Raw genomic sequence first — 18994 nt, 5'->3', positions numbered from 1 at the left:
GCGGTCACTGCTCGTCCAGGTGCGACTGGCGCTGCAGGATCGAGCTGAATTCCTCGGCGAAGGCCTCGTAGCGCACGTTGAGCCGCTCGACCCGCGTCTGGTAGCGGTTGTAGGCCCAGACCGCGGGAATCGCGGCGAACAGGCCCATCGCGGTGGCGACCAGCGCCTCGGAGATGCCCGGCGCCACGGTGGCGATCGTGGCCTCCTTCATCGTGGCCAGGCCCTGGAACGAGATCATGATCCCCCACACCGTGCCGAACAGGCCCACGTACGGCGCGATGGAGCCGACGTTGGCAAGGAACTCCAGGTTGTGCTCGAGCTGGTCCACCTCGCGCGCCAGGCTCGCGCGCATCGCGCGCTGGGCGCCTTCGAGCTGGGTGCGGGCGTCGACGTGGCGCTTCTGCCGCAGGCGGGCGAATTCGCGGAAGCCGCCTTCGAAGATCGCCTCGATGCCCTGCAGGCGGCGGTCGCGGCCGCTCACCTCGCGGAACAGGCCGGCAAGATCGGCGCCGGACCAGAAGCGCTCCTCGAAGTCGTCGGCGGAACGGCGCGCGCTGTCGAGCACGGCCTTCTTGCGGAAGATGATGACCCACGAGGCAAGGGAGAACAGCAGCAGGATCACCATCACCAGCTGCACCGGCAGGCTCGCGTGGAGCACCAGCTGGAGGATGTTGAGGCCGTTGTCTGCGGGCAATGCGGGGATGTCGGCGGCCGTCGGGAGCTGCGTGGCGGCATCGACCGCGGCGGCCTGCATCAGCGCAAGTTGGATCATGGAGTGGACCTCGTTGGAAAAGTGCGACCGGAGCCGGCGTCGGAGCAGGCATCGAACAACCCGGGCGGGATCGGCCGCGGGCGAAACGTGGAAGCGGCAAGACACGCCGCGCGAACCTCGGCCTGCACCAGCACCTGCCCGGCGCGGACGAGCGATTGCCCGAACGTCATGCTGGCGCGACCAAACGACACGCTGTCGACGCTGGCCGCCAGATCGTCGTCGAGCCGCGCCGGTTTGTGGAAGTCGAGCTGCATGGCGCGGATGGCGAAGATGACGTCGGCGCTCTCGCGCAGATGCTGCTGTCCGATGCCGAGCGACCGCAACCACTCTGTCCGCGCGCGTTCGAGGAACCGCACGTAGCTGGCGTGGTAGACGACTCCACCGGCGTCGGTATCTTCCCAGTACACACGTATCGGGAAGCTGAATATTTTGTTAGCGATCGTCATTGGCGGGTGAGTTGTGGGCGCCAGGTGCACGTATGTGCGGAAGTTTCGGGCGGGTGAGCGAGGGCGGAACAGTCTCCGCCGGGGTCACTGCGGACTCGCCGGGATGGAGCTTCGGTTCAGACGGGCGTCTCGCGCCGGGCCGGGCGCCACATCAACCCTCATCGAACAGCCCGGGCGCCGGCTCCACCCGCGGCTTGAGCCCCATGTGCAGGTAGGCCTTGCGGCTGGCCATGCGGCCGCGCGCGGTGCGGATCAGATAGCCCTGCTGGATCAGGTAGGGCTCGATCACGTCCTCCAGCGTGCCGCGTTCCTCGCTCAGCGCGGCAGCGAGCGATTCCACCCCCACCGGACCGCCGTCGAAGCTTTCGATGATGGTCAGCAGCATGCGACGGTCGAGCTGGTCGAAACCTTCGGGATCGACTTTCAGCATCTGCATCGCGAGATCGGCCGCGGACCGCGTGATCACGCCGTCGGCCACCACCTGCGCATAGTCGCGCGCACGCCGCAGCAGGCGGTTGGCGATGCGCGGCGTCCCGCGCGAGCGGCGTGCGATCTCGGCCGCGCCGTCGGATTCGCAGGCGATGCCGAGGATGCTGGCCGAGCGCCGCACGATGCGGGTGAGCTCGTCGGGCGTGTAGAACTCCAGCCGCTGCACGATGCCGAAGCGGTCGCGCAGCGGCGCGGTGAGCAGGCCGGCGCGCGTGGTGGCGCCGATCAGGGTGAACGGCGGCAGGTCGAGCTTGATCGAGCGCGCGGCCGGGCCCTCGCCGATCATGATGTCGATCTGGTAGTCCTCCATCGCCGGGTACAGCACTTCCTCGATGGCCGGCTGCAGACGGTGGATTTCGTCGATGAACAGCACATCGTGCGGCTGCAGGTTGGTCAGCAGCGCGGCCAGGTCGCCGGCGCGTTCGATCACCGGGCCGGAGGTCTGGCGCAGGTTCACGCCGAGCTCGTTGGCGATGACGTGGCTGAGCGTGGTCTTGCCGAGGCCGGGCGGGCCGAAGATCAGCACGTGGTCGAGCGCCTCGGAACGCCGCTTTGCCGCCTCGATGTAGATCTTCATCTGCGCGCGCACGGTTTCCTGGCCGAGGTAGTCGTCCAGGCGGCGCGGGCGGATGTGGGTTTCGGCGACATCGTCCTCGCGCGTGGCAGCGGGGGCGATGATGCGGTCGTCAGTCATTCGGGCATTGTCCGCGATTCGGCCCGGACAGGACAGCACGGCACGCGCGGGACCGCCGCGCCGGCGGGGAATCCCGCTAAAATGCCGCGATGCGTCTCCTCATGCAGCAACAACCCCTCGCCGGCGAAGTGCCGCGCTTTTTCCAGCTCATCCTGCAGCAGGATCTGCTCGGCGGCTGGACGCTGACGCGCGAATCGGGCCTGATCGGCGGCAAGACGCAGTGGAAGCGCGAGGTCTACCTCGAACGCGACCAGGCCCAGGCCGCGTTCGAAAAGGCGCGCGACCAGCAGCTCAAGCGCGGGTTCCTGGTGATGTTCGCGCAGGGCGCGGAGGCGCCGCGCTGAATCCCTGCCACATGCGAAACGGCCGCACGCGCCCTGCCCCCAACGCGCCGAACGCAGACATCCGAGCAACGCGCGACGCCCAGCTCCGCTTTCCCGAATCACGACTCACGAAACCCGGAACCCGATGACCCTCCGAAACGACCGCTTCCTGCGCGCCCTGCGACGCGAACCCGTGGACTGCACGCCGGTCTGGATCATGCGTCAGGCCGGACGCTACCTGCCCGAGTACCGCGCCACCCGCGCGCGCGCCGGCAGCTTCCTCGGCCTTGCGAAGAATCCCGAGCTCGCGTGCGAGGTGACGCTGCAGCCGCTGGCGCGCTTCGACCTGGACGCGGCCATCCTGTTTTCCGACATCCTCACCGTGCCCGATGCGATGGGCCTGGGGCTGTACTTCGTCGAGGGCGAAGGTCCGAAGTTCGAACGCCCGATCCGCACCGCCGCGCAGGTGGGCCAGCTCGCCGTGCCCGACATCGAGGACGACCTGCGCTACGTCACCGACGCCGTGCGCCTGATCCGGCGCGAACTCGACGGCCGCGTGCCGCTGATCGGTTTTTCCGGCAGCCCGTGGACGCTGGCGTGCTACATGGTGGAAGGCGGCGGCAGCGACACGTTCTCGACCGTCAAGGCGATGGCGTACAACACGCCGGCGCTGCTGCACCGGCTGCTCGACGTGGTGACGTCGTCGGTGATCGCCTACCTCGACGCCCAGCGCTGCGCCGGCGCGCAGGTGATGCAGGTGTTCGATACCTGGGGCGGCGTGCTGAGCCCGGCGCTGTACCGGGAGTTCTCGCTGCCGTACCTGCAGCGCATCGCGCGCGAACTGCCGCGCGGCGACCGCGACGATCACGCCCCGCTGATCCTGTTCGGCAAGGGCAACGCACCGTACCTCGAAGAGCTGGCGCAGAGCGGCACCGACGCCGTGGGCGTGGACTGGACGGTGTCGCTGGCCGATGCGCGCCGCCGTACCGGCGGGCGCGTGGCGCTGCAGGGGAATCTCGATCCGGCCGTGCTGCACGGCACGCCGGACACGATCCGGCGCGAGGTGTCGAACGTGCTGGAGAGTTACGGCACCGGACCCGGCCACGTCTTCAACCTCGGGCACGGCATCACGCCGGACGTGAATCCCGAGCACCTGAAGGTGCTGGTGGATGCGGTGCATGCGTTGAGCTGGCCGTTCCACGAAAGCTGAGGCGGCCCGCTCCCGCTTCGAAGGAGCGGTATCGATAGCGCGCAGGTCGCTCCCTCATCCGCCCTGCCGGGCACCTTCTCCCGATGGGAGAAGGAAACGAGGCTGGTAACGCGCTTAGAAATCGGGACGCCAAACGAAGCACTCCTTCTCCCGCCGGGAGAAGGAAACGAGTCCGGCAACGCGCCTAGAAATAGGGGGGCGCCAAACGAAGCACTCCTTCTCCGGCAGGGAGAAGGAAACTAGGCTGGCATCGCGCCTAGAAATCGGGGCGCCAAACGAAGCACTCCTTCTCCCGCCGAGAGAAGGTGCCCGGCAGGGCGGATGAGGGCGCCACCTTCACCCACGCGAGGCGTCTGTCACGCGCGCAATCCCGCAGCCCTCACCGCAACGCGTCGTACTTCTCCAGACGCTCGCTCTCCGCCTGCGCCGCCGCATCCCACTCGCGCATCGACGGCAACGCCAGCAAGGCATCCGCGTACGCCTGGCTCTCCGGCGCCATCGGCACGCCGTACCCGCGGAATCGCACCGCCACGGGCGCAAACATCGCATCCACGATGCCGAACGCGCCGCACAGGAACTCGCCGCCCCGGCCGCCGTCACGGCGCAGTTCGCGCCACAGCGCCTGCACGCGATCGATGTCGGCCTGCGCTTCGGCATTCCATTTGTACGCGTCCGGTCGGCGCCTGCAGTTCATCGGCAGCTGGGCACGCAGTGCGGCGAATCCCGAGTGCATTTCCGCCGCAGCCGAACGCGCACGCGCGCGCTGGCGGCGATCGGCGGGCCAGCCGCGGCCGTCGAGAAAGCGTTCGTTGACGTAATCGCAGATCGCCAGCGAATCCCACACCACCAGATCGCCGTCGTGCAGCACCGGCACGCGGCCGCTGGGCGAGTAGCGGAACACATCGTCGCGGAACGCGGGCGTATCGAGCGGCAGGCGCACTTCGTCGAACGGCACGTCGAAATGGCGCAGCAGCAGCCACGGCCGCAGCGACCACGACGAATAGTTCTTGTTGCCGATGACCAGCGTGAGTGTGGATGCCATGGGCGATCTCCGCGACGGGTGCGAAATGGTCGCGGAAGCGCGTGCGGCACTCAAGCGTGTCGCGTCAGAGCGTCACCGTATCTTCACGATCCGGCGCGCCGGGCCCGCTGCCGTACGGCAGCGAGGAGGCCACATGCACCTGGTTGCGGCCGTTGCGCTTGGCGGCGTACAGCGCGCGGTCGGCGCGCTCGACCACCGGCTGCGGCGTGTCCTCGCCGGCCTGCCGCGCCGCCACGCCGATGCTGACCGAGAACCGCACCGGCCCGCCCTCGCCCTCCACGCGCAGCTGCGCGATCGCCTGGCGGATGCGTTCGCCGACCTGGCGCGCCTGCTCCGGCTGGTGCCCGGGCAGCACCACGAGGAATTCCTCGCCGCCGTAGCGCGCCGCGGTGTCGCGCTCGCCGAGCTGGCGGCGGATCGCCTCGGCCGTGGCACGCAGGCAGTCGTCGCCCACCGGATGCCCGTGGCGATCGTTGATCTGCTTGAAGTGATCGATGTCGACGAACAGTAGCGACAGCGGCCGGCGGTCGGCGATCGCGCGCAGCATCGCCTCGTTCAGCACCGCGTCGCCGGCACGACGGTTGTACAGCCCCGTGAGCTGGTCGATCTCGGCCTTGCGCTTGAGTTCGGCCTGGTGCAGCGCCTCGTCCGTGGTGGTGACCGCGAGATGCAGGAATTCCGCGGCACGCTTGAGTTCCTCGGGTTCGAACGGCTCGTTCGGACCGCGCTCGATCAGCAGCGCGCCCCAGCCCGGGCGCGGCATCGCCATCGGCACCACGGCGAACAGGCTGCCGCCGGCGGCGCCGGTGGCTTCCTTGCCGATTTCGTCGAGCGTCACCTGCATCGGGCTGCGCGAACGGCACAACCCCTTGAGCGTGCCGCCGCGCTCGATGAGCAGGCGGCCGTAGCGGTCCTTGGCATCGAGCGGCTCGGTCAGCAGCAGATCGATACCGTGATAGCCGGTGGCGATGACCGCGGCGCTGCGTTGCGGCAACACCGCCTTGAGGCTGGCCAGCACGCGCCGGAACGCGACCCACTCCATCTCGCCGCCCGGCGGCGCCATGCGCAGCCGTTCGCGCAGATCCTCGGCGAATTCGCGCCGCACGTGCTCGATCTGCAGGTCCGCATCGGTCTGTTCCTTGAGCTCTCGGGTGAGGTCGCGCTGCTTGCGGAACTCCATCACGCGGTCGGCCAGTCCCACCGACATCAGCAGCAGGCAGAACGCCACCGCCACCTGGAATCCGTTCAGCAGGCCCGGGTGCGGCGGCAGCCAGCCGAACGCGAGCGCGATCCGGACCGCGATCAACACCGTCAGCACGCTCCAGATCAGCCAGAACGGTCGCGCCAGCGCATTGCCGCCGCGCCAGGCGCGCCAGGCCAGCCAGGCGATCTGCAGCGCGGTGAGCACGCCGGCCAGGGCGGCGATGCGTTGCATCGTCGGGCCGAGCGAGGCGATGTTGCACAAGCTCAGCGCCGCGAACGCGAGCCAGGCGATGCGGGCGCGGTCGATCCACCGGTGCATGCGCGCGGACACGGCCTCGGAGGTCAGGAAATGGCGCGCGAAGCCCAGCGCCAGCGCGCAGCAGGCCAGCGCCAGCGCATAGATCCCGTGGTCGCGCCACCAGCCGAACGCGCGCACGCCCGGCACCGTGTACAGCGCGCCGTTGAGCGCGAGCAGCAGCAGCAGCAGGAACACGCCGGTCATGCCGACGAACTGCAGGTAGGCGCGTTCGCGCAGCGCGACGAACAAGGCCAGACTCGACAGCATGAGCACGACGATGGCGGCGTAGGTGGCCGCCGCGATGCCGCTGACGGCGCGGTCGGCGAGGTGGAACGCATGCTCGTCCAGCAGTTGCGGACGCAGCGTCACCGGATGGCGTTCCTGCACGTTGACGTAGAGCGTGCGCGGCCCCGGCGGCGCGGGCGGCAGACGGAAGGCATAGCTGCCGGGCAGCACGCCGATGCCCGGATCGGTTGCGTAGAACCCGTCCACCTGCATGCGCCACGTGCCGTCGCCGCGCGGCAGGTAGGCGGTGATGCGTTCGAGCGGCACGCGTTCGAAACGCAGCACCGCGCCGTGCAACGCGTCGCGGTCCGGCGCAGGCGGCGTGACCTCCAGACGCAGCCACTGGCTGCGGTCGAACCCGCCGGGCAGTCGGGCGTCGATGCCGTCGAGCGGCACGAACAGCGCGTCGAACTCGCCGGCCAGCACGCGCTCGGCGTCGACGTCGTCGCCGGGCACCAGCAGTGTCGCGATCCGGATCGGTGCGGAAGTACCCGGCGCATCGTGCGCGACAACGGGCGTGGGTGCGCACAGTGCGCACCACAACGCCAGCATCCATCGCCACCACCGGTTCGTCTGCCCCTTGCCCAAGACCTGGTCATCCTTCGCATCGATGGTGCGCGTGCGGGTCTGGCGCGGAGCGTCGACAGCCTCCGGCGCGTGCACGCGGACGGTGCGCCACTGCCCCGCGCCGATCCGCGCCGCCCCCACACCGGTCACAGTCTGACCGCTCCCGACCGCCGGAAAACGACGCACGGCGGCAAATTGTCGCCGCTCGGCGGACAGGGGCGACCCCTTGTCCGGGGATCGCTCAGGTGGCCGGGTGGGGCAACAGGTCCGCAGCGACGGCGTCGGACGCCGCCGGTGCGGCGTCGCGCCAGTCCTGCAGCGCGGCGGCGGCGCCCTCCGCGTCGCTGTCGGCAACGCCCACGCTCACCATGCCCATCGTCGGCAACTCGCCGATCCCGCCGCTCAGGTGCTCGCCGAGGACGAAGGCAACGATGCCGGCCTGCTCGAGCAGGCCCTTCACCAGATGGGCATCGATGATGTTTTCGGCCTCGTAGACCACGCGCATGAACCTTCTCCGGAAGCGACGCAGGGTGCCAGCATACGCAAACGACGCGGGACGGACGCGTGCGCCGACGCACCGCATGCCTGCGCAGCGGCAACGGAACGGGCTAGACTGGCCGTTTTCCGCATCCCGCCTTCCATGTCCGCACTCCCCGCCGCCGCCACGCCCACCGATCCCGCCGCCGAGCGCAACGATTTCATCCGGCAGATCGTGCGCGACGATCTTGCCAGCGGCAAGCACGCGGCCATCCGCACGCGCTTTCCGCCCGAGCCCAACGGCTACCTGCACATCGGCCATGCCAAGGCGATCTGCCTGGATTTCGGCGTCGCGCGCGAATTCGGCGGCGTCTGCAACCTGCGTTTCGACGACACGAATCCGGCCAAGGAAGACCCCGAGTACGTCGCCGCGATCCAGGACGACGTGCGCTGGCTCGGTTTCGACTGGGCCGAGCTGCGCCACGCCTCCGACTACTTCGGCGTGTTCTACCTCGCCGCGGAAAAACTCGTGCGCGACGGTCACGCCTTCGTCTGCGATCTCTCGGCCGAACAGGTGCGCGAATACCGCGGCACGCTGACCGAACCGGGCCGCAACTCGCCGTTCCGCGGGCGCAGCGTGGAGGAGAACCTCGACTTGCTGCGCCGCATGCGCGCCGGCGAATTCGCCGACGGCGCACGCACGCTGCGCGCGAAGATCGACATGGCCAGCGGCAACATCAACCTGCGCGATCCGGCGCTGTACCGCATCAAGAAAGTGGCGCACCAGAACACCGGCGACGCCTGGCCGATCTACCCGATGTACGACTTCGCGCATTCGCTCAGCGATGCGATCGAAGGCATCACGCACTCGCTGTGCACGCTGGAATTCGAAGACCACCGTCCGCTGTACGACTGGTGCGTGGACAAGGTCGACCTCGCCGGCAATCCCGACCTGCTCGGGCCGCTGGCGCAGGCCGGCCTGCCGAACATGGCCGCCAAGCCGCGCCAGATCGAGTTCTCGCGCCTGTTCCTCAACTACAACATCACCAGCAAGCGCAAGCTCATCGCGCTGGTGAGCGAAGGCCTCGTCGACGGTTGGGACGACCCGCGCATGAACACGCTGCAGGGGCTGCGCCGGCGCGGCTTCACGCCGGCGTCGCTGCGCCTGTTCGTCGAGCGGCTTGGCATCAGCAAGCAGAACTCGGTCACCGACTACGGCCAGCTCGAAGCGGCCGTGCGCGACGATCTCGATGCGAAGGCACCGCGCCGCCTCGCCGTGGTCGATCCGATCAAATTGACGATCACCAACCTCGACGACGCGTACCACGAAACGCTGCGCTTCTCGAACCATCCGAAGAACCCGGAGATGGGCGAACGCGACGTGCCGTTCTCCAACACGCTGTGGATCGACCGCGACGATTTCTTCGAGGTGCCGCCGAAAGGTTTCCACCGCCTCTCGCCCGGCGCGGAAGTGCGACTGCGCGGCGTCGGCATCGTGCGTTGCGACGAGATCGTCAAGAACGGCGAGCGCGTGGTCGAACTTCGCTGCACGTTGGACGCCAGCACGCGCCCGGGCGGCACCGGCGCGGATCGCAAGGTGAAGGGCACCATCCACTGGGTCTGCGCGAAACACGCCGTCGAAGCCGAAATCCGTCTCTACGACCGCCTGTTCGCCGTCGCGGATCCGGACGACGACAGCGACGGCAAGACCTACAAGGACCACATCAATCCGGACTCGCGCCGCATCGTCACCGGCTACGTCGAACCCGCCGCCGCGCAGGCGCAACCGGAGGACCGCATGCAGTTCGAACGCACCGGCTACTTCGTCGCGGACAGACGCGATCACACCGGCGCGCGCCCGGTGTTCAACCGCATCGTGAGCCTGCGCGACACGTGGGCGTCGAAGGTGGGCGGCTGATGTCCGCGCTGGCGCACCGTCTCGTTCTGGCCTTCGCCGCCCTGCTGCTCGCGGCCTGCGCGGGCGCGCGCGATGACGCCGCACCGGCACCCGAAACGCCGGCGCCGGCCGCGCCGATCGCGAAGGCCGCGCCGGCGCGCGACGCCGCCGTCGGCAGTGTCGACTTCAGCTGCACCGCCGATGCCGACTGCACCATCAAGGACGTCGGCAACTGCTGCGGCGCCTACCCCGCCTGCGTCAACGTCGAGAGCCCGACCTTCCCCGACCAGGTGAAGGCACAGTGCGAAGCCGAGGGCCTGTCGAGCGTGTGCGGGTACCCGTCGATCAACCGCTGCCAGTGCATCGAAGGCCGCTGCGAAGGCGTCAGCGGCGTGTCCGTGGCGCCGGCCGCGCGCACGGATTGATTCGCCTCACCCGCCTCGCCGAGCGATGACCGCATGCTGTATGCCCAGATCCATCTGACCCTGCCGCCGTGGATCCACGATGCCGTGGACGGCGAACGCCTCTACGTCGACGACATCGCCAAGGTGGAGCTCGCCATCGCCCTGTCCGCGCGCAACGTCGACGCGGGCAGCGGCGGACCGTTCGGCGCCGCGGTGTTCGACGGCCACGGGCGGCTGCTCGGCGTGGGCGTCAACCGGGTGGTGCCGCAGACCTGTTCGGTGGCGCACGCGGAAATGATGGCGTACATGACCGCGCAGGCGCGCACCCAGCGCGCCCGGCTCAACGAATCGGGCGATCGCATCGTCTTTGCCACATCCGCGCAGCCGTGCTGCATGTGTTACGGCGCCACGTTCTGGGCCGGCATCGACGAACTGCTGATCGGCGCCCGCGCCGAAGACGTGATGGCGCTGACCGAATTCGACGAAGGTCCGCTGCCGGCCGACTGGCGCGGCGAGCTGGAACGACGCGGCATCGCCGTGCGCCAGGACATCCTGCGCGACGCGGCCTGCGATGTGCTGCGCCGTTACGCCAGCGGTGGCGGCGCGAACTACTGAGACGCCCACCGCCCCTTCCTCCGTCGTCGCGGCGAACGCCGGGACCCAGTGACGTTTCTCTTTCGCCGCAGCCTGCGCCAATAGCCGACACCAGGCAACGCCGCTGGGTCCCGGCGTTCGCCGGGACGACGGGGTGGGGAAGACAACAAGCGGGCCGAGCGGCATCGTGAATCGGATGGGTTGGGTGGCCGGCCCGCGATCCACCACACTGCGCCGACAGAGCCCACACCGAGGAAACACCGTGCTGCTGTATTGCCGCCCCGGATTCGAACCCGAAGCCGCCGCCGAAGTGGCGGACCACGCGGCGCGCGCCGGCCTCGTCGGCTACCCGCAGACCGAGCGCAACAGCGGCTACGTGCGTTTCCACCTCGCGCGGCCGGCCGACGATGCGCTGCGGCCCACCTGGCAGGAGCTGATCTTCGCGCGCCAGATCCTGCAGGTCATCGCCGACATCGACCTGCCCGATCCGACCGACCGCATCACGCCGATGCTCGAAGCGCTCGCCGGCACCGGCCTGCGCTTCGGCGACCTGATCGTCGAACACCCCGATTCGGACGCAGGCAGGCCGCTCGCCGGCCTCGCCCGCAGTTTCGGCAACGCGCTGCGTCCGGCGCTGCGCAAGGTCGGCCTGCTCGGCAGCACCGTCATCCTCGGACGCCCGACGCTGCATGTGTGCTTCGTCAGCGGCGCCAGCGCGGTGCTCGCGCTCTCGCACCCCGAGCGCAGCGCGCCGTGGCCGCAAGGCATCCCGCGCCTGCGCCTGCATCGCGACGCACCGAGCCGCAGCGCGCTGAAACTGGAGGAAGCGTTGCTGGTGCTGCTGACCGCCGACGAACGCGCCACTTTCCTCAAGCCCGGCATGAAGGCCGCTGATCTCGGCGCGGCTCCGGGCGGCTGGAGCTGGGTGCTCGCACGCGAAGGCGTGCACGTGACCGCCATCGACAACGGTCCGCTCGGCGAAACCGCGCGCGCCCAGACCCTGATCCGCCACCAGCGCGCCGACGGCTTCAGCTGGCAGCCGCCGCATCCGATGGACTGGCTGGTCTGCGACATGGTCGAGCAGCCCAGCCGCGTCGCCGCACGCATGGCGGACTGGTTCGCGCAGCGCTGGTGCCGGCGTGCGATCTTCAACCTCAAGCTGCCGATGAAGAAGCGCTACGCCGAGGTGCAGGCCAACCTCTCCGACTTCGTCGCACTGTGCGCGGCGGACGGCGTGCACGTGGAATGGCGCGCCAAGCAGCTGTACCACGACCGCGAAGAGATCACGGTCTTTGCGCACCGGCCCTGAGGCGGCACCGGCAAACGACCGCCCACAAAAAAGCCCCGGTGCGTCGCACCGGGGCTTTTTCCTGACTTGAATCTACCGCATCGCCGAGGCCGGTTGCCGGCCCCGGCGGGTCACGCCGTCAGTGCTTGCCCGGACGCGACACGTCCTTCAGCAACTTGGCGCCGACGTTGACGCGCACCTGGAACGGGTCGCTGTCCACCAGCCACCACGTGCCCTGGTTCCACGTCGCATCGGCCTTGCGGTTGGCGACGCGCACTTCGCACGCCTTCGCATCGCAACGCATCTGCACCACGCCCACGCGCTTGCCGTGCACCGTGAGCGCAACCACGTTGCGGGTCCGGCCGTCGGCCTGGTCGGCGAACGCGTTGACCATCGGCAGTTCGATGATCTTCGCGCCGGCGCCGCCGATTTCGAGCTTCGTCAGGGCTTCGTCCTCGAACCCGTCGGCGAAGATGAACTCGTCGCGCACCACGATCGTGTAGTCCTGCGAGCCGGTGAACGGTCCGCCGCTGCCGGCCGGCGTGCTGTCGGTGGCCGTGATCGTGAAGTCGAACGTGCCCAGTGCGGTCGGCGTGCCGGACAGCTCACCGGTGGCGCCGTCGAGCGTCAGGCCCGGCGGCAGCGTCCCGGCGCTGACCGTGTACGTGAACGGCGTGGTGGAGCCGGCGCCGCTCGCGGTGAACGTCACGCTGTACGGCGTGTCGATCTGCGCGTTCGGCACGGTGGCCGGCGTGATCACCACGTCGACATCCGCAAACACCTCGAAGCTCTGCACCACGTCCGGAGCCGGCGCAAACGTGCCGTTGCCGGCCTGGCTGGCGCGGATCGAGCAGGTCCCGACGGTCACCAGCGTCACGGTGTTCCCGGCGACGGTGCAGACCGCGGGCGTGTCGCTGCTGAAGCTCACCGGCAGGCCGGAGCTCGCCGTGGCCGAGACGGTGACCGTACCGGCCGTGATCGCCACGTCGGGCAGCGGATCGAACGTGATGGTCTGATCGGTGAGGTCGGCCACCGTCATTTCGACCGGCACTTCGACCAGCGGATTGACCGCATCGTTGCTCGCCACGCACAGCGTGCCTTCGTACGTGCCGGCGGCAAGGCCGGTGGCGTCGTAGGTCACGGTGACATCGTCGCTGCTCTCGCCCGCGGTGGTGCCGGACGCCGGCGCCACGCTCAGCCACGGCAGGTCGGCCGGGGCGTCGCAGCTGGCCGGCGGCGGACCGCCTGCGGCGATGCTGAGCGTGTCGATGCCGATGAAGTCGCTGTTCGTACCGGTCGGACCGGCCTGCGTGACGAAGTAGCGGAAGCCGAAGCGACCGGTGGTCGCCGCCGGCAGCCCGCTCACCTCGACCACGAATTCGGTCCACTCCGCCGGGTAGCCGGTGAACGGCGTCAGCGATTCGTTGATCGTCAGCAACACCGTGCCGAAGTCGCCGACGCTCGTCGCGGTCGTGCCGACATCGGTGCTCGCACCGGCCGTGCTCAGGCGCACTTCCAGTCGATCGGCCCACTGGCCGCCCGTGCTGCGGGTCCAGAAGCGCAGTTCGGTGCCGTTGGTCAGCGTCAGCTCCGGCGTCAGCAGCCAGTTGCTGATGGTGCCGGTGCCGCCGGCGGTGTTGTTGAAGTTGGCCGCGATGTACGACGTCTGACCGCCCTGGTGGCCCGGGAACGTGGTGCCCTGGCCGCCCTGGAACCAGTCGATGGTACCGATCGGCGAGCTGTTGTTGATCTGGCCCCAACCGGCGCCCGCCAGCAACGTCACGTCATCGAAGCCTTCGCTCAGTTCGGCGATCGGGCCGCCCTGCGGTGCCGGATGCACCACGCGCTGACCCGGACCGGTCGGAGCAAGGCCCGAAGCCCGGTCGTAAGCGACGGACCCAGGATGCGTGCCGCCGCCGGACAGGCCGTAGCGGTACTCGACCGAGGCCGGACCGGTGTCGGTGTCGACGATGGACCAGGTGAGGTCTTCGGTACCCGAGTTGCTGATGGTCAGCGTCTGGTCGAGCGTAGCGTCGACATCGACCGTGGCGCTCAGCGAGGCCGGGGTCACGTCGATGGTGGCAGGCACCGGCACGTCGCCGACGATCATGTTCACCGGCACACCGATCAGCGGCGTTCCGGCGTCATTGCTGCTGACGCACACCTGCGCGTCGTAGCTGCCTTCGGCAAGACCCGTGCTGTCGAAGTTCAGCGTCACCGTGTCGGTTTCGTCGGCCTCGAGCGAACCGCTGGTCGGCGGGGCGATCGTCAGCCACGGAATCGCGGTGGGCGTGGTGCACTGCGTAGCCACCGAGCCGCTGAGCTGGAACGGCGCGCCCTGCGGCGTCAGCGTGCCCGACGGCACGGACGGATCGCCGTCGATGAAGGCCTGCCACGCGGTGCCGGTGAACTGCTGCGCATTGCCGGTGGTGGTTTCGCCGAGGATGGTGATCGGCGGCTGCCACGGGCCGGAGCCGAGCGTGCCGCCGAGCTGCCAGTCGAGCCAGTAGGTGCCCGCATCGAGTTCGACGTCGACCGCCGCATCCACGTACATCACCGGACGCTGGTTGTTGGTCAGTCCGGTGTCGAGCACGCGGTACGTACCGGAGAAGCCGGTGCCCGAGAACAGGTTGGTCGTCGTGTCGCCGTAGACGATGTTGCTGCCCGGCGCACCCGGCACGCCGTCCCAGATGCGGACGTTGACCGCATTGAACGTCGAGGTCGTGGTGGAGCCGGTCTGGTAGCCGTAGAAGCGCAGCGAGGTCAGCGCCCAGCCACCCGCGTCGGTCACGGTGAAGTCGTCCGCCATGCGGAAACCCGCCGCGACCGAGATGTTGCCACCGTAGCTGTCCATGCCGAGCCCGGTCTGCAACGCGCTGGCGTCGGCACCGCCGGCCCCCGCGCCCGGATGCGTGACGATGGATCCATTGTCGAACAGCACGGACGGTGCGCCGAACGGAGTCGGACCCGATTCCGGCGCGGCGGTGTCGACGCTCCAGTCCAGGGTCGCGTCACCGACGTTGCTGATGTCCAGGTCGTACGTGGTGGTGCCTTCCGGATCGACCACGACCGCGATCGACGCATCGCTCAGTTCGATCACCGGCGCGGCGGTCACGTCGACCGAGACCGGCACCACGACGACGCTTTCGCTCGGGTCGTTGCTCGCGATGCACAGGTTGGTCGAATGGCTGCCCGGGGCCAGGTCGCTGGCGTCAACCGCCAGCGTGGTGCCGCCGGTCTGGCCTTCGTCGACCGTGCCGCTGGTGGGCGAAGCCGTGGCCCAGGTCGCATCGCCGTTCACGCCGCAGTCGAGGTCTTCGTTCGACGTGACGCTCATCGTGAGGTGCACCTGCGGGAAGCCGATCGACGCGTACGTCGCCGGATCCGCAAGGCCGCAACCCGCGCTCGCCAGGTACGACGGCGCCGTCTGGCCCGCGCTGTTGGCGCCCGGGAAGAACGCACCGACGCCCGAAAGGTCCGGCGGCACGATTTCGACCACGAGGGTGCCGTTCGCCGGCACCGTGCCGGTAACCGGAATCGTGACGTTGGTCAGATCCTGCGGCTGCAGGGTCTGCGTCGTGGTGCCGATCGGGGTCAGGTTGGCGTAGGTGAACGCACCGGTGAGGGTGTAGAGATTGATCGTGACGTCGGCTTCGACATCGAGCTGCTCGACACCGATGGTGACTTCGCTCACGTCGAACGCGTCGGTGATGCCGAAGTCGTTGAGCGCGAAGGTGCGGAGGAACTGGTTGTCGGACGTGGTCACGCCGCTGTCGGGGCTGCACGCCACGGCCGTCAGTGCCGCCGGCGTCATCGAGGTGGAGTGCGAGATCGTGATGCCCGCCGTGCCGGACGGTACCGGCGCGGGGCTCGCGATGCCGTTGCCGGCGTAGCCCTTGTTGAACGACAGACGTGCTTCACGCCAGGCGTCGCCGAGCGGCGCGGTCTGCACCGGCGTGCTGCGGCTGCCGGTCGAGAGCAGCACGTTGCCGCGGGCCGCGTTGGACTGGATGTTCCATTCCAGCGGCGCGCCGCCGACGTTGGCGATCGAGATCGGCTGCGTCACGGTTTCGCCCTGGTCGGCCGCCAGATCCACCGTGGTCGGCGTCACCGAGATGGCCGGATCGCCGAGCTGCGGAGTGATGGCCACCGGCATGCGCAGCGTCGAGTAGTCGCTCGTGCCGCCCACCTGCGCCGTGATCGCGATGTCGTCGACGAACCAGGTGCTGGCGAAGTCGCCTTCGTACTTGAAGGCCACGCAGACGGTCTGGTTGTCGTAGGCACCCATCGGGAACGACACCTGGCGCCACAGATTGTTGCTCGCGTTGCCCACTTCGGCCAGTTCGACGAAATCGCCGTCGGCCGGCACGCAGCTGTCGGTGCTGACGAGGATGCTGTGCTTGCCGTAGTCCTCCGGCCACTGCACGCGTTCGAAGAAGCTGATCGCGCTGCCGTCGCCCAGATTGATCGGCGGCGAGACCAGCCAGTCGATCTGGTTGCCTTCGGTGCTGCTGCCGAAGATGCGCTGCGCGCCGCCGGGGGCCGAGTTGATGCTGGCCGCCGTGGTGACGCGGATCCACGCCGTGGTGCCGGTGCCGACTTCCTCGAACCGGCTCCAGCCCACAGGCGGGAACGTGGCGTCGGTGAAGCTTTCCTCGACCAGCGGCAGGGGCGTGCCACCGGCCTCGGGCACAAGCGCGATGGAACCGAAAGTCCACGCGCCGGGTGCCGCCACTTCGGTGTCGACGGTGACTTCGATCGTCAGTTCCTGGTCCGCACCGGCGGCGAGGCTGAAGCTGGCGGGCGTCACGTCGATGGTCACGCCGGGCGGCTCGACCGCCGACACGGTGTAGTTGACCGAGTCGGGCGCGACGCTGGTGAGCGTACGCGTGAAGGTGCAGGTCTCGGCGCAGTCGCTGTCCACCAGGCTCGGCAGGTTCAGCGTGCGCGGATCGCCGCCGGCACCCGGATTGGCCGCTTCGAAGTTGTCGGCGGTTTCATCGAGCACGGCGCCGACGCGCGCGGCCTGCGTGATGTCGACACGACCCGAGCCGCGGTCGAACGGATCGGCCGGCGTGTTGCCGTCTTCCTTGAGCATGTCCGGATCGGCGGTCAGCGCGATGGCCGACTTGATCTGCGCCGGGGTCCAGGTCGGATGCTCGGCCTTGAGCAGCGCGGCCGCGCCGGTGGCGTGCGGCGAGGCCATCGAGGTGCCGCTGATGATCTCGAACTCGACGCCGTTGCTGAACGCGGCCAGGATGTTGGTGCCGGGCGCGGCGTAGTCGGGCTTGAGCACGTCGAACTGGCTCGGGCCACGCGAACTGCCCGTCGCCATCACGTCGCCCCAGCTGTCGCGCAGGCCACGGATCTGTACGGCGGAGATCGTCGCGGACGAGCCGCCGGGCGGCAGCGCGGCACGCACGGCGAGGCCGTCGACCCGGTCGATCATGACCGCCGGAATCGTGCTGGCCTCGAGTCCGCCCATCACGATGGGCGGACCGCCGGCGTTGTTGAAGGTCAGCACGCCGACCGCGCCTGCGGCGGTTGCGTTGGCGACCTTCTCGGCAAAGGCGCAATCACCACGCTGGATGAACGCGATCGCCCCGGTGAAGGCACCCGCCGGGAAACCGCCGCCGGCATTGCAGCCCAGCGGGTTGGCCGGAGCCACCACGAGGGCGTCGAGCAGGTTGGCGGTCAGGTCGGCATTGAGCGCCGGGCCGGTGCCGGCGGCCGACACCATGTCGGTGAAGCCGGCGGCGTCGACGCCCGGGCCGATCACGCGGTTGTGCGAGCTGTTGCCCACGGCCGCGTTCCACGGACCCGAATGCGCGCTCGTCGACGCGCCCGGGCCGTCGTTGCCGGCCGCGGTCGTGACGAAGATGCCCGCTTCGGTGGCATCGAGGAAGGCGAGGTCCACGAAGTCGTTCCACGGGCTGTCCGAGCCCGAGATCGAGAAGTTCAGGACGTTCGCGCCGTCGGTGATGGCCTGGTCGACGGCCGCCGCGCTGGAGCTCTGCGGGCAGGTCGGCGAACAGACCTTGTAGTTGATGATGTTGGCGCGCGGCGCGACGCCGGTGATGTTCACCGACAGGCCGTTGTACGTGGTCGCGACCGGGTTGCCGGCGGCGGTGGACGCCACGTGGCTGCCGTGGCCGTCGGTGTCCTCGGCCGACGCGGACGTCGGGTGGAAGTCGTAGGAGCCGAACAGCTTGTTGTTGCAGGTCAGCGACACGTCGGTGAGGCAGTCGCCGAGGAACACGCCGTCGCCGTTCGGGTTGATGTGCACGTAGCCGTCGGACGCGACCTGGGCGAACGACGGGTGATCGTGGTTCACGCCCGAGTCGATGATGCCGACGATGACGCCTTCGCCGCGGTTCTGGTCACCGCTGGTCGAATCGCCGTTCCAGAACGACGGCGCGCCGATCCACGCCGGACCTGCGTCCGTGGCGGGTTCGCGCTCTTCGTCGAGGAACACGGCGCGCACTTCGGGCAGCGACGCGAGCTTGTTCGCTTCTTCGAGCGTCAGGCGCACCGCAGCGGCGTTGAGCACGTTGAGATACTGGAACGTCGGCGTGAGGTTGCGTCCGACCGAAGCGCCGAGCGCGGCGAGATGGTCGGCCTGGCGCGAGCGCAGGTAGTCGAGGTAGGCGACCGACGCCGGCGTACGCACGTCGAGCTGGCTCGCGCCGGTGGCGCGGGCGCTCGTGGCCGCCAGGCCCGGGACGCCGCCGTCGTAGGCCGCCAGCGAATCCTCGCGGAACCGGACGACAACGAGATAGCGGCCCTGGGCATCCGGCGCGCTGGTGCGCGGGCCGACCTGCAGCCCCGGCGACACCCGCTCCGATGCCTCGGAGGAACCGATCGCCTTGACCGGTGCCGCCGCGAGGGCGATGGACGGGGCGGCGAGCGATGCCGCGCCTCCACCGAAGCTGAGCGCCGCGGCGAGCGCGCTCATCTGCAATTGACTTAACAAGCCTTTTACTTTCATCGCAAGTATCCCCAGCC

Annotated in this window: 13 protein-coding genes; 6 read left to right on the top strand and 7 right to left on the bottom strand. The window is 69.3% G+C overall.

Translation table 11 applies throughout. The features are described from left to right. Nucleotides 1-4 precede the first annotated feature (4 nt). From tolQ to ruvB, 3 genes are all read right to left on the bottom strand, one after another. Entirely contained in the window at nucleotides 5-772 is a 768-nt protein-coding gene (gene tolQ / locus HNQ52_RS15100) for a protein TolQ (RefSeq protein WP_183962011.1), read from the bottom strand. Beyond that, nucleotides 769-1218, bottom strand: coding sequence for a tol-pal system-associated acyl-CoA thioesterase (gene ybgC / locus HNQ52_RS15095; protein ID WP_183962079.1), 450 nt, complete (start codon nucleotides 1216-1218; stop codon nucleotides 769-771). Before ybgC ends, tolQ begins: the two co-directional genes overlap by 4 nt. 151 nt (nucleotides 1219-1369) lie before the next feature. Next, entirely contained in the window at nucleotides 1370-2401 is a 1032-nt protein-coding gene (ruvB, locus tag HNQ52_RS15090; protein WP_183962010.1) for a Holliday junction branch migration DNA helicase RuvB, read from the bottom strand. Between the two features lie 89 nt (nucleotides 2402-2490). Between ruvB and HNQ52_RS15085 the strand changes: the two genes are divergently transcribed. After that, nucleotides 2491-2745, top strand: a complete 255-nt coding sequence (locus HNQ52_RS15085; protein ID WP_183962009.1) for a WGR domain-containing protein — start codon at nucleotides 2491-2493, stop codon at nucleotides 2743-2745. 124 nt (nucleotides 2746-2869) lie between these two features. Then, a complete protein-coding gene (gene hemE / locus HNQ52_RS15080) occupies nucleotides 2870-3934 on the top strand; it encodes a uroporphyrinogen decarboxylase (RefSeq protein ID WP_183962008.1) in 1065 nt (354 codons plus the stop codon). Between the two features lie 379 nt (nucleotides 3935-4313). Here the strand turns inward: hemE and HNQ52_RS15075 are convergent, their stop codons facing one another. The 3 genes from HNQ52_RS15075 to HNQ52_RS17485 all read right to left on the bottom strand — a co-directional run bounded on the left by HNQ52_RS15075 (nucleotide 4314) and on the right by HNQ52_RS17485 (nucleotide 7834). Further along, nucleotides 4314-4976 (bottom strand): glutathione S-transferase family protein, encoded by a 663-nt coding sequence (locus tag HNQ52_RS15075; RefSeq protein ID WP_183962007.1) that lies wholly within the window; start codon nucleotides 4974-4976, stop codon nucleotides 4314-4316. Nucleotides 4977-5040: 64 nt separating this feature from the next. Further along, on the bottom strand, nucleotides 5041-7479 hold the full coding sequence (locus HNQ52_RS15070) for a diguanylate cyclase (RefSeq protein WP_183962006.1): 2439 nt from the start codon (nucleotides 7477-7479) through the stop codon (nucleotides 5041-5043). 91 nt (nucleotides 7480-7570) lie between these two features. Continuing rightward, complete coding sequence (locus HNQ52_RS17485; protein WP_183962005.1) at nucleotides 7571-7834, bottom strand: putative signal transducing protein; 264 nt, start codon at nucleotides 7832-7834, stop codon at nucleotides 7571-7573. Nucleotides 7835-7969: 135 nt separating this feature from the next. On the opposite strand from HNQ52_RS17485, the gene HNQ52_RS15060 reads away from it, so the two are divergent. The 4 genes from HNQ52_RS15060 to rlmM all read left to right on the top strand — a co-directional run bounded on the left by HNQ52_RS15060 (nucleotide 7970) and on the right by rlmM (nucleotide 12010). Then, on the top strand, nucleotides 7970-9724 hold the full coding sequence (locus HNQ52_RS15060; protein WP_183962004.1) for a glutamine--tRNA ligase/YqeY domain fusion protein: 1755 nt from the start codon (nucleotides 7970-7972) through the stop codon (nucleotides 9722-9724). Further along, on the top strand, nucleotides 9724-10128 hold the full coding sequence (locus HNQ52_RS15055) for a hypothetical protein (protein ID WP_183962003.1): 405 nt from the start codon (nucleotides 9724-9726) through the stop codon (nucleotides 10126-10128). The genes HNQ52_RS15060 and HNQ52_RS15055 overlap by 1 nt, the downstream gene beginning before the upstream one ends. Nucleotides 10129-10161: 33 nt before the next feature. Continuing rightward, nucleotides 10162-10722 (top strand): nucleoside deaminase, encoded by a 561-nt coding sequence (locus tag HNQ52_RS15050; protein ID WP_183962002.1) that lies wholly within the window; start codon nucleotides 10162-10164, stop codon nucleotides 10720-10722. A gap of 241 nt (nucleotides 10723-10963) precedes the next feature. Further along, a complete protein-coding gene (gene rlmM, locus HNQ52_RS15045; protein WP_425486507.1) occupies nucleotides 10964-12010 on the top strand; it encodes a 23S rRNA (cytidine(2498)-2'-O)-methyltransferase RlmM in 1047 nt (348 codons plus the stop codon). A 118-nt stretch (nucleotides 12011-12128) separates the two neighbouring features. Here rlmM and HNQ52_RS15040 read toward each other — a convergent pair whose 3' ends face one another. Continuing rightward, complete coding sequence (locus HNQ52_RS15040; protein WP_183962001.1) at nucleotides 12129-18944, bottom strand: choice-of-anchor J domain-containing protein; 6816 nt, start codon at nucleotides 18942-18944, stop codon at nucleotides 12129-12131. Nucleotides 18945-18994 lie beyond the last annotated feature (50 nt).

Origin of the sequence: Chiayiivirga flava, from assembly GCF_014202825.1 — a bacterium.
GTDB lineage: Bacteria > Pseudomonadota > Gammaproteobacteria > Xanthomonadales > Xanthomonadaceae > Chiayiivirga > Chiayiivirga flava.
The sequence above is the reverse complement of the archived record's forward strand: the minus strand, read 5'-3'. Positions and strand labels throughout refer to the sequence as shown.

What these genes read in the sequence shown, in the direction of transcription:
- tolQ (WP_183962011.1), bottom strand. Translation starts at nt 772, where the DNA reads ATGATCCAACTTGCGCTGATGCAGGCCGCCGCGGTCGATGCCGCCACG.
- ybgC (WP_183962079.1), bottom strand. Translation starts at nt 1,218, where the DNA reads ATGACGATCGCTAACAAAATATTCAGCTTCCCGATACGTGTGTACTGG.
- ruvB (WP_183962010.1), bottom strand. Translation starts at nt 2,401, where the DNA reads ATGACTGACGACCGCATCATCGCCCCCGCTGCCACGCGCGAGGACGAT.
- HNQ52_RS15085 (WP_183962009.1), top strand. Translation starts at nt 2,491, where the DNA reads ATGCGTCTCCTCATGCAGCAACAACCCCTCGCCGGCGAAGTGCCGCGC.
- hemE (WP_183962008.1), top strand. Translation starts at nt 2,870, where the DNA reads ATGACCCTCCGAAACGACCGCTTCCTGCGCGCCCTGCGACGCGAACCC.
- HNQ52_RS15075 (WP_183962007.1), bottom strand. Translation starts at nt 4,976, where the DNA reads ATGGCATCCACACTCACGCTGGTCATCGGCAACAAGAACTATTCGTCG.
- HNQ52_RS17485 (WP_183962005.1), bottom strand. Translation starts at nt 7,834, where the DNA reads ATGCGCGTGGTCTACGAGGCCGAAAACATCATCGATGCCCATCTGGTG.
- HNQ52_RS15060 (WP_183962004.1), top strand. Translation starts at nt 7,970, where the DNA reads ATGTCCGCACTCCCCGCCGCCGCCACGCCCACCGATCCCGCCGCCGAG.
- HNQ52_RS15055 (WP_183962003.1), top strand. Translation starts at nt 9,724, where the DNA reads ATGTCCGCGCTGGCGCACCGTCTCGTTCTGGCCTTCGCCGCCCTGCTG.
- HNQ52_RS15050 (WP_183962002.1), top strand. Translation starts at nt 10,162, where the DNA reads ATGCTGTATGCCCAGATCCATCTGACCCTGCCGCCGTGGATCCACGAT.
- HNQ52_RS15040 (WP_183962001.1), bottom strand. Translation starts at nt 18,944, where the DNA reads ATGAGCGCGCTCGCCGCGGCGCTCAGCTTCGGTGGAGGCGCGGCATCG.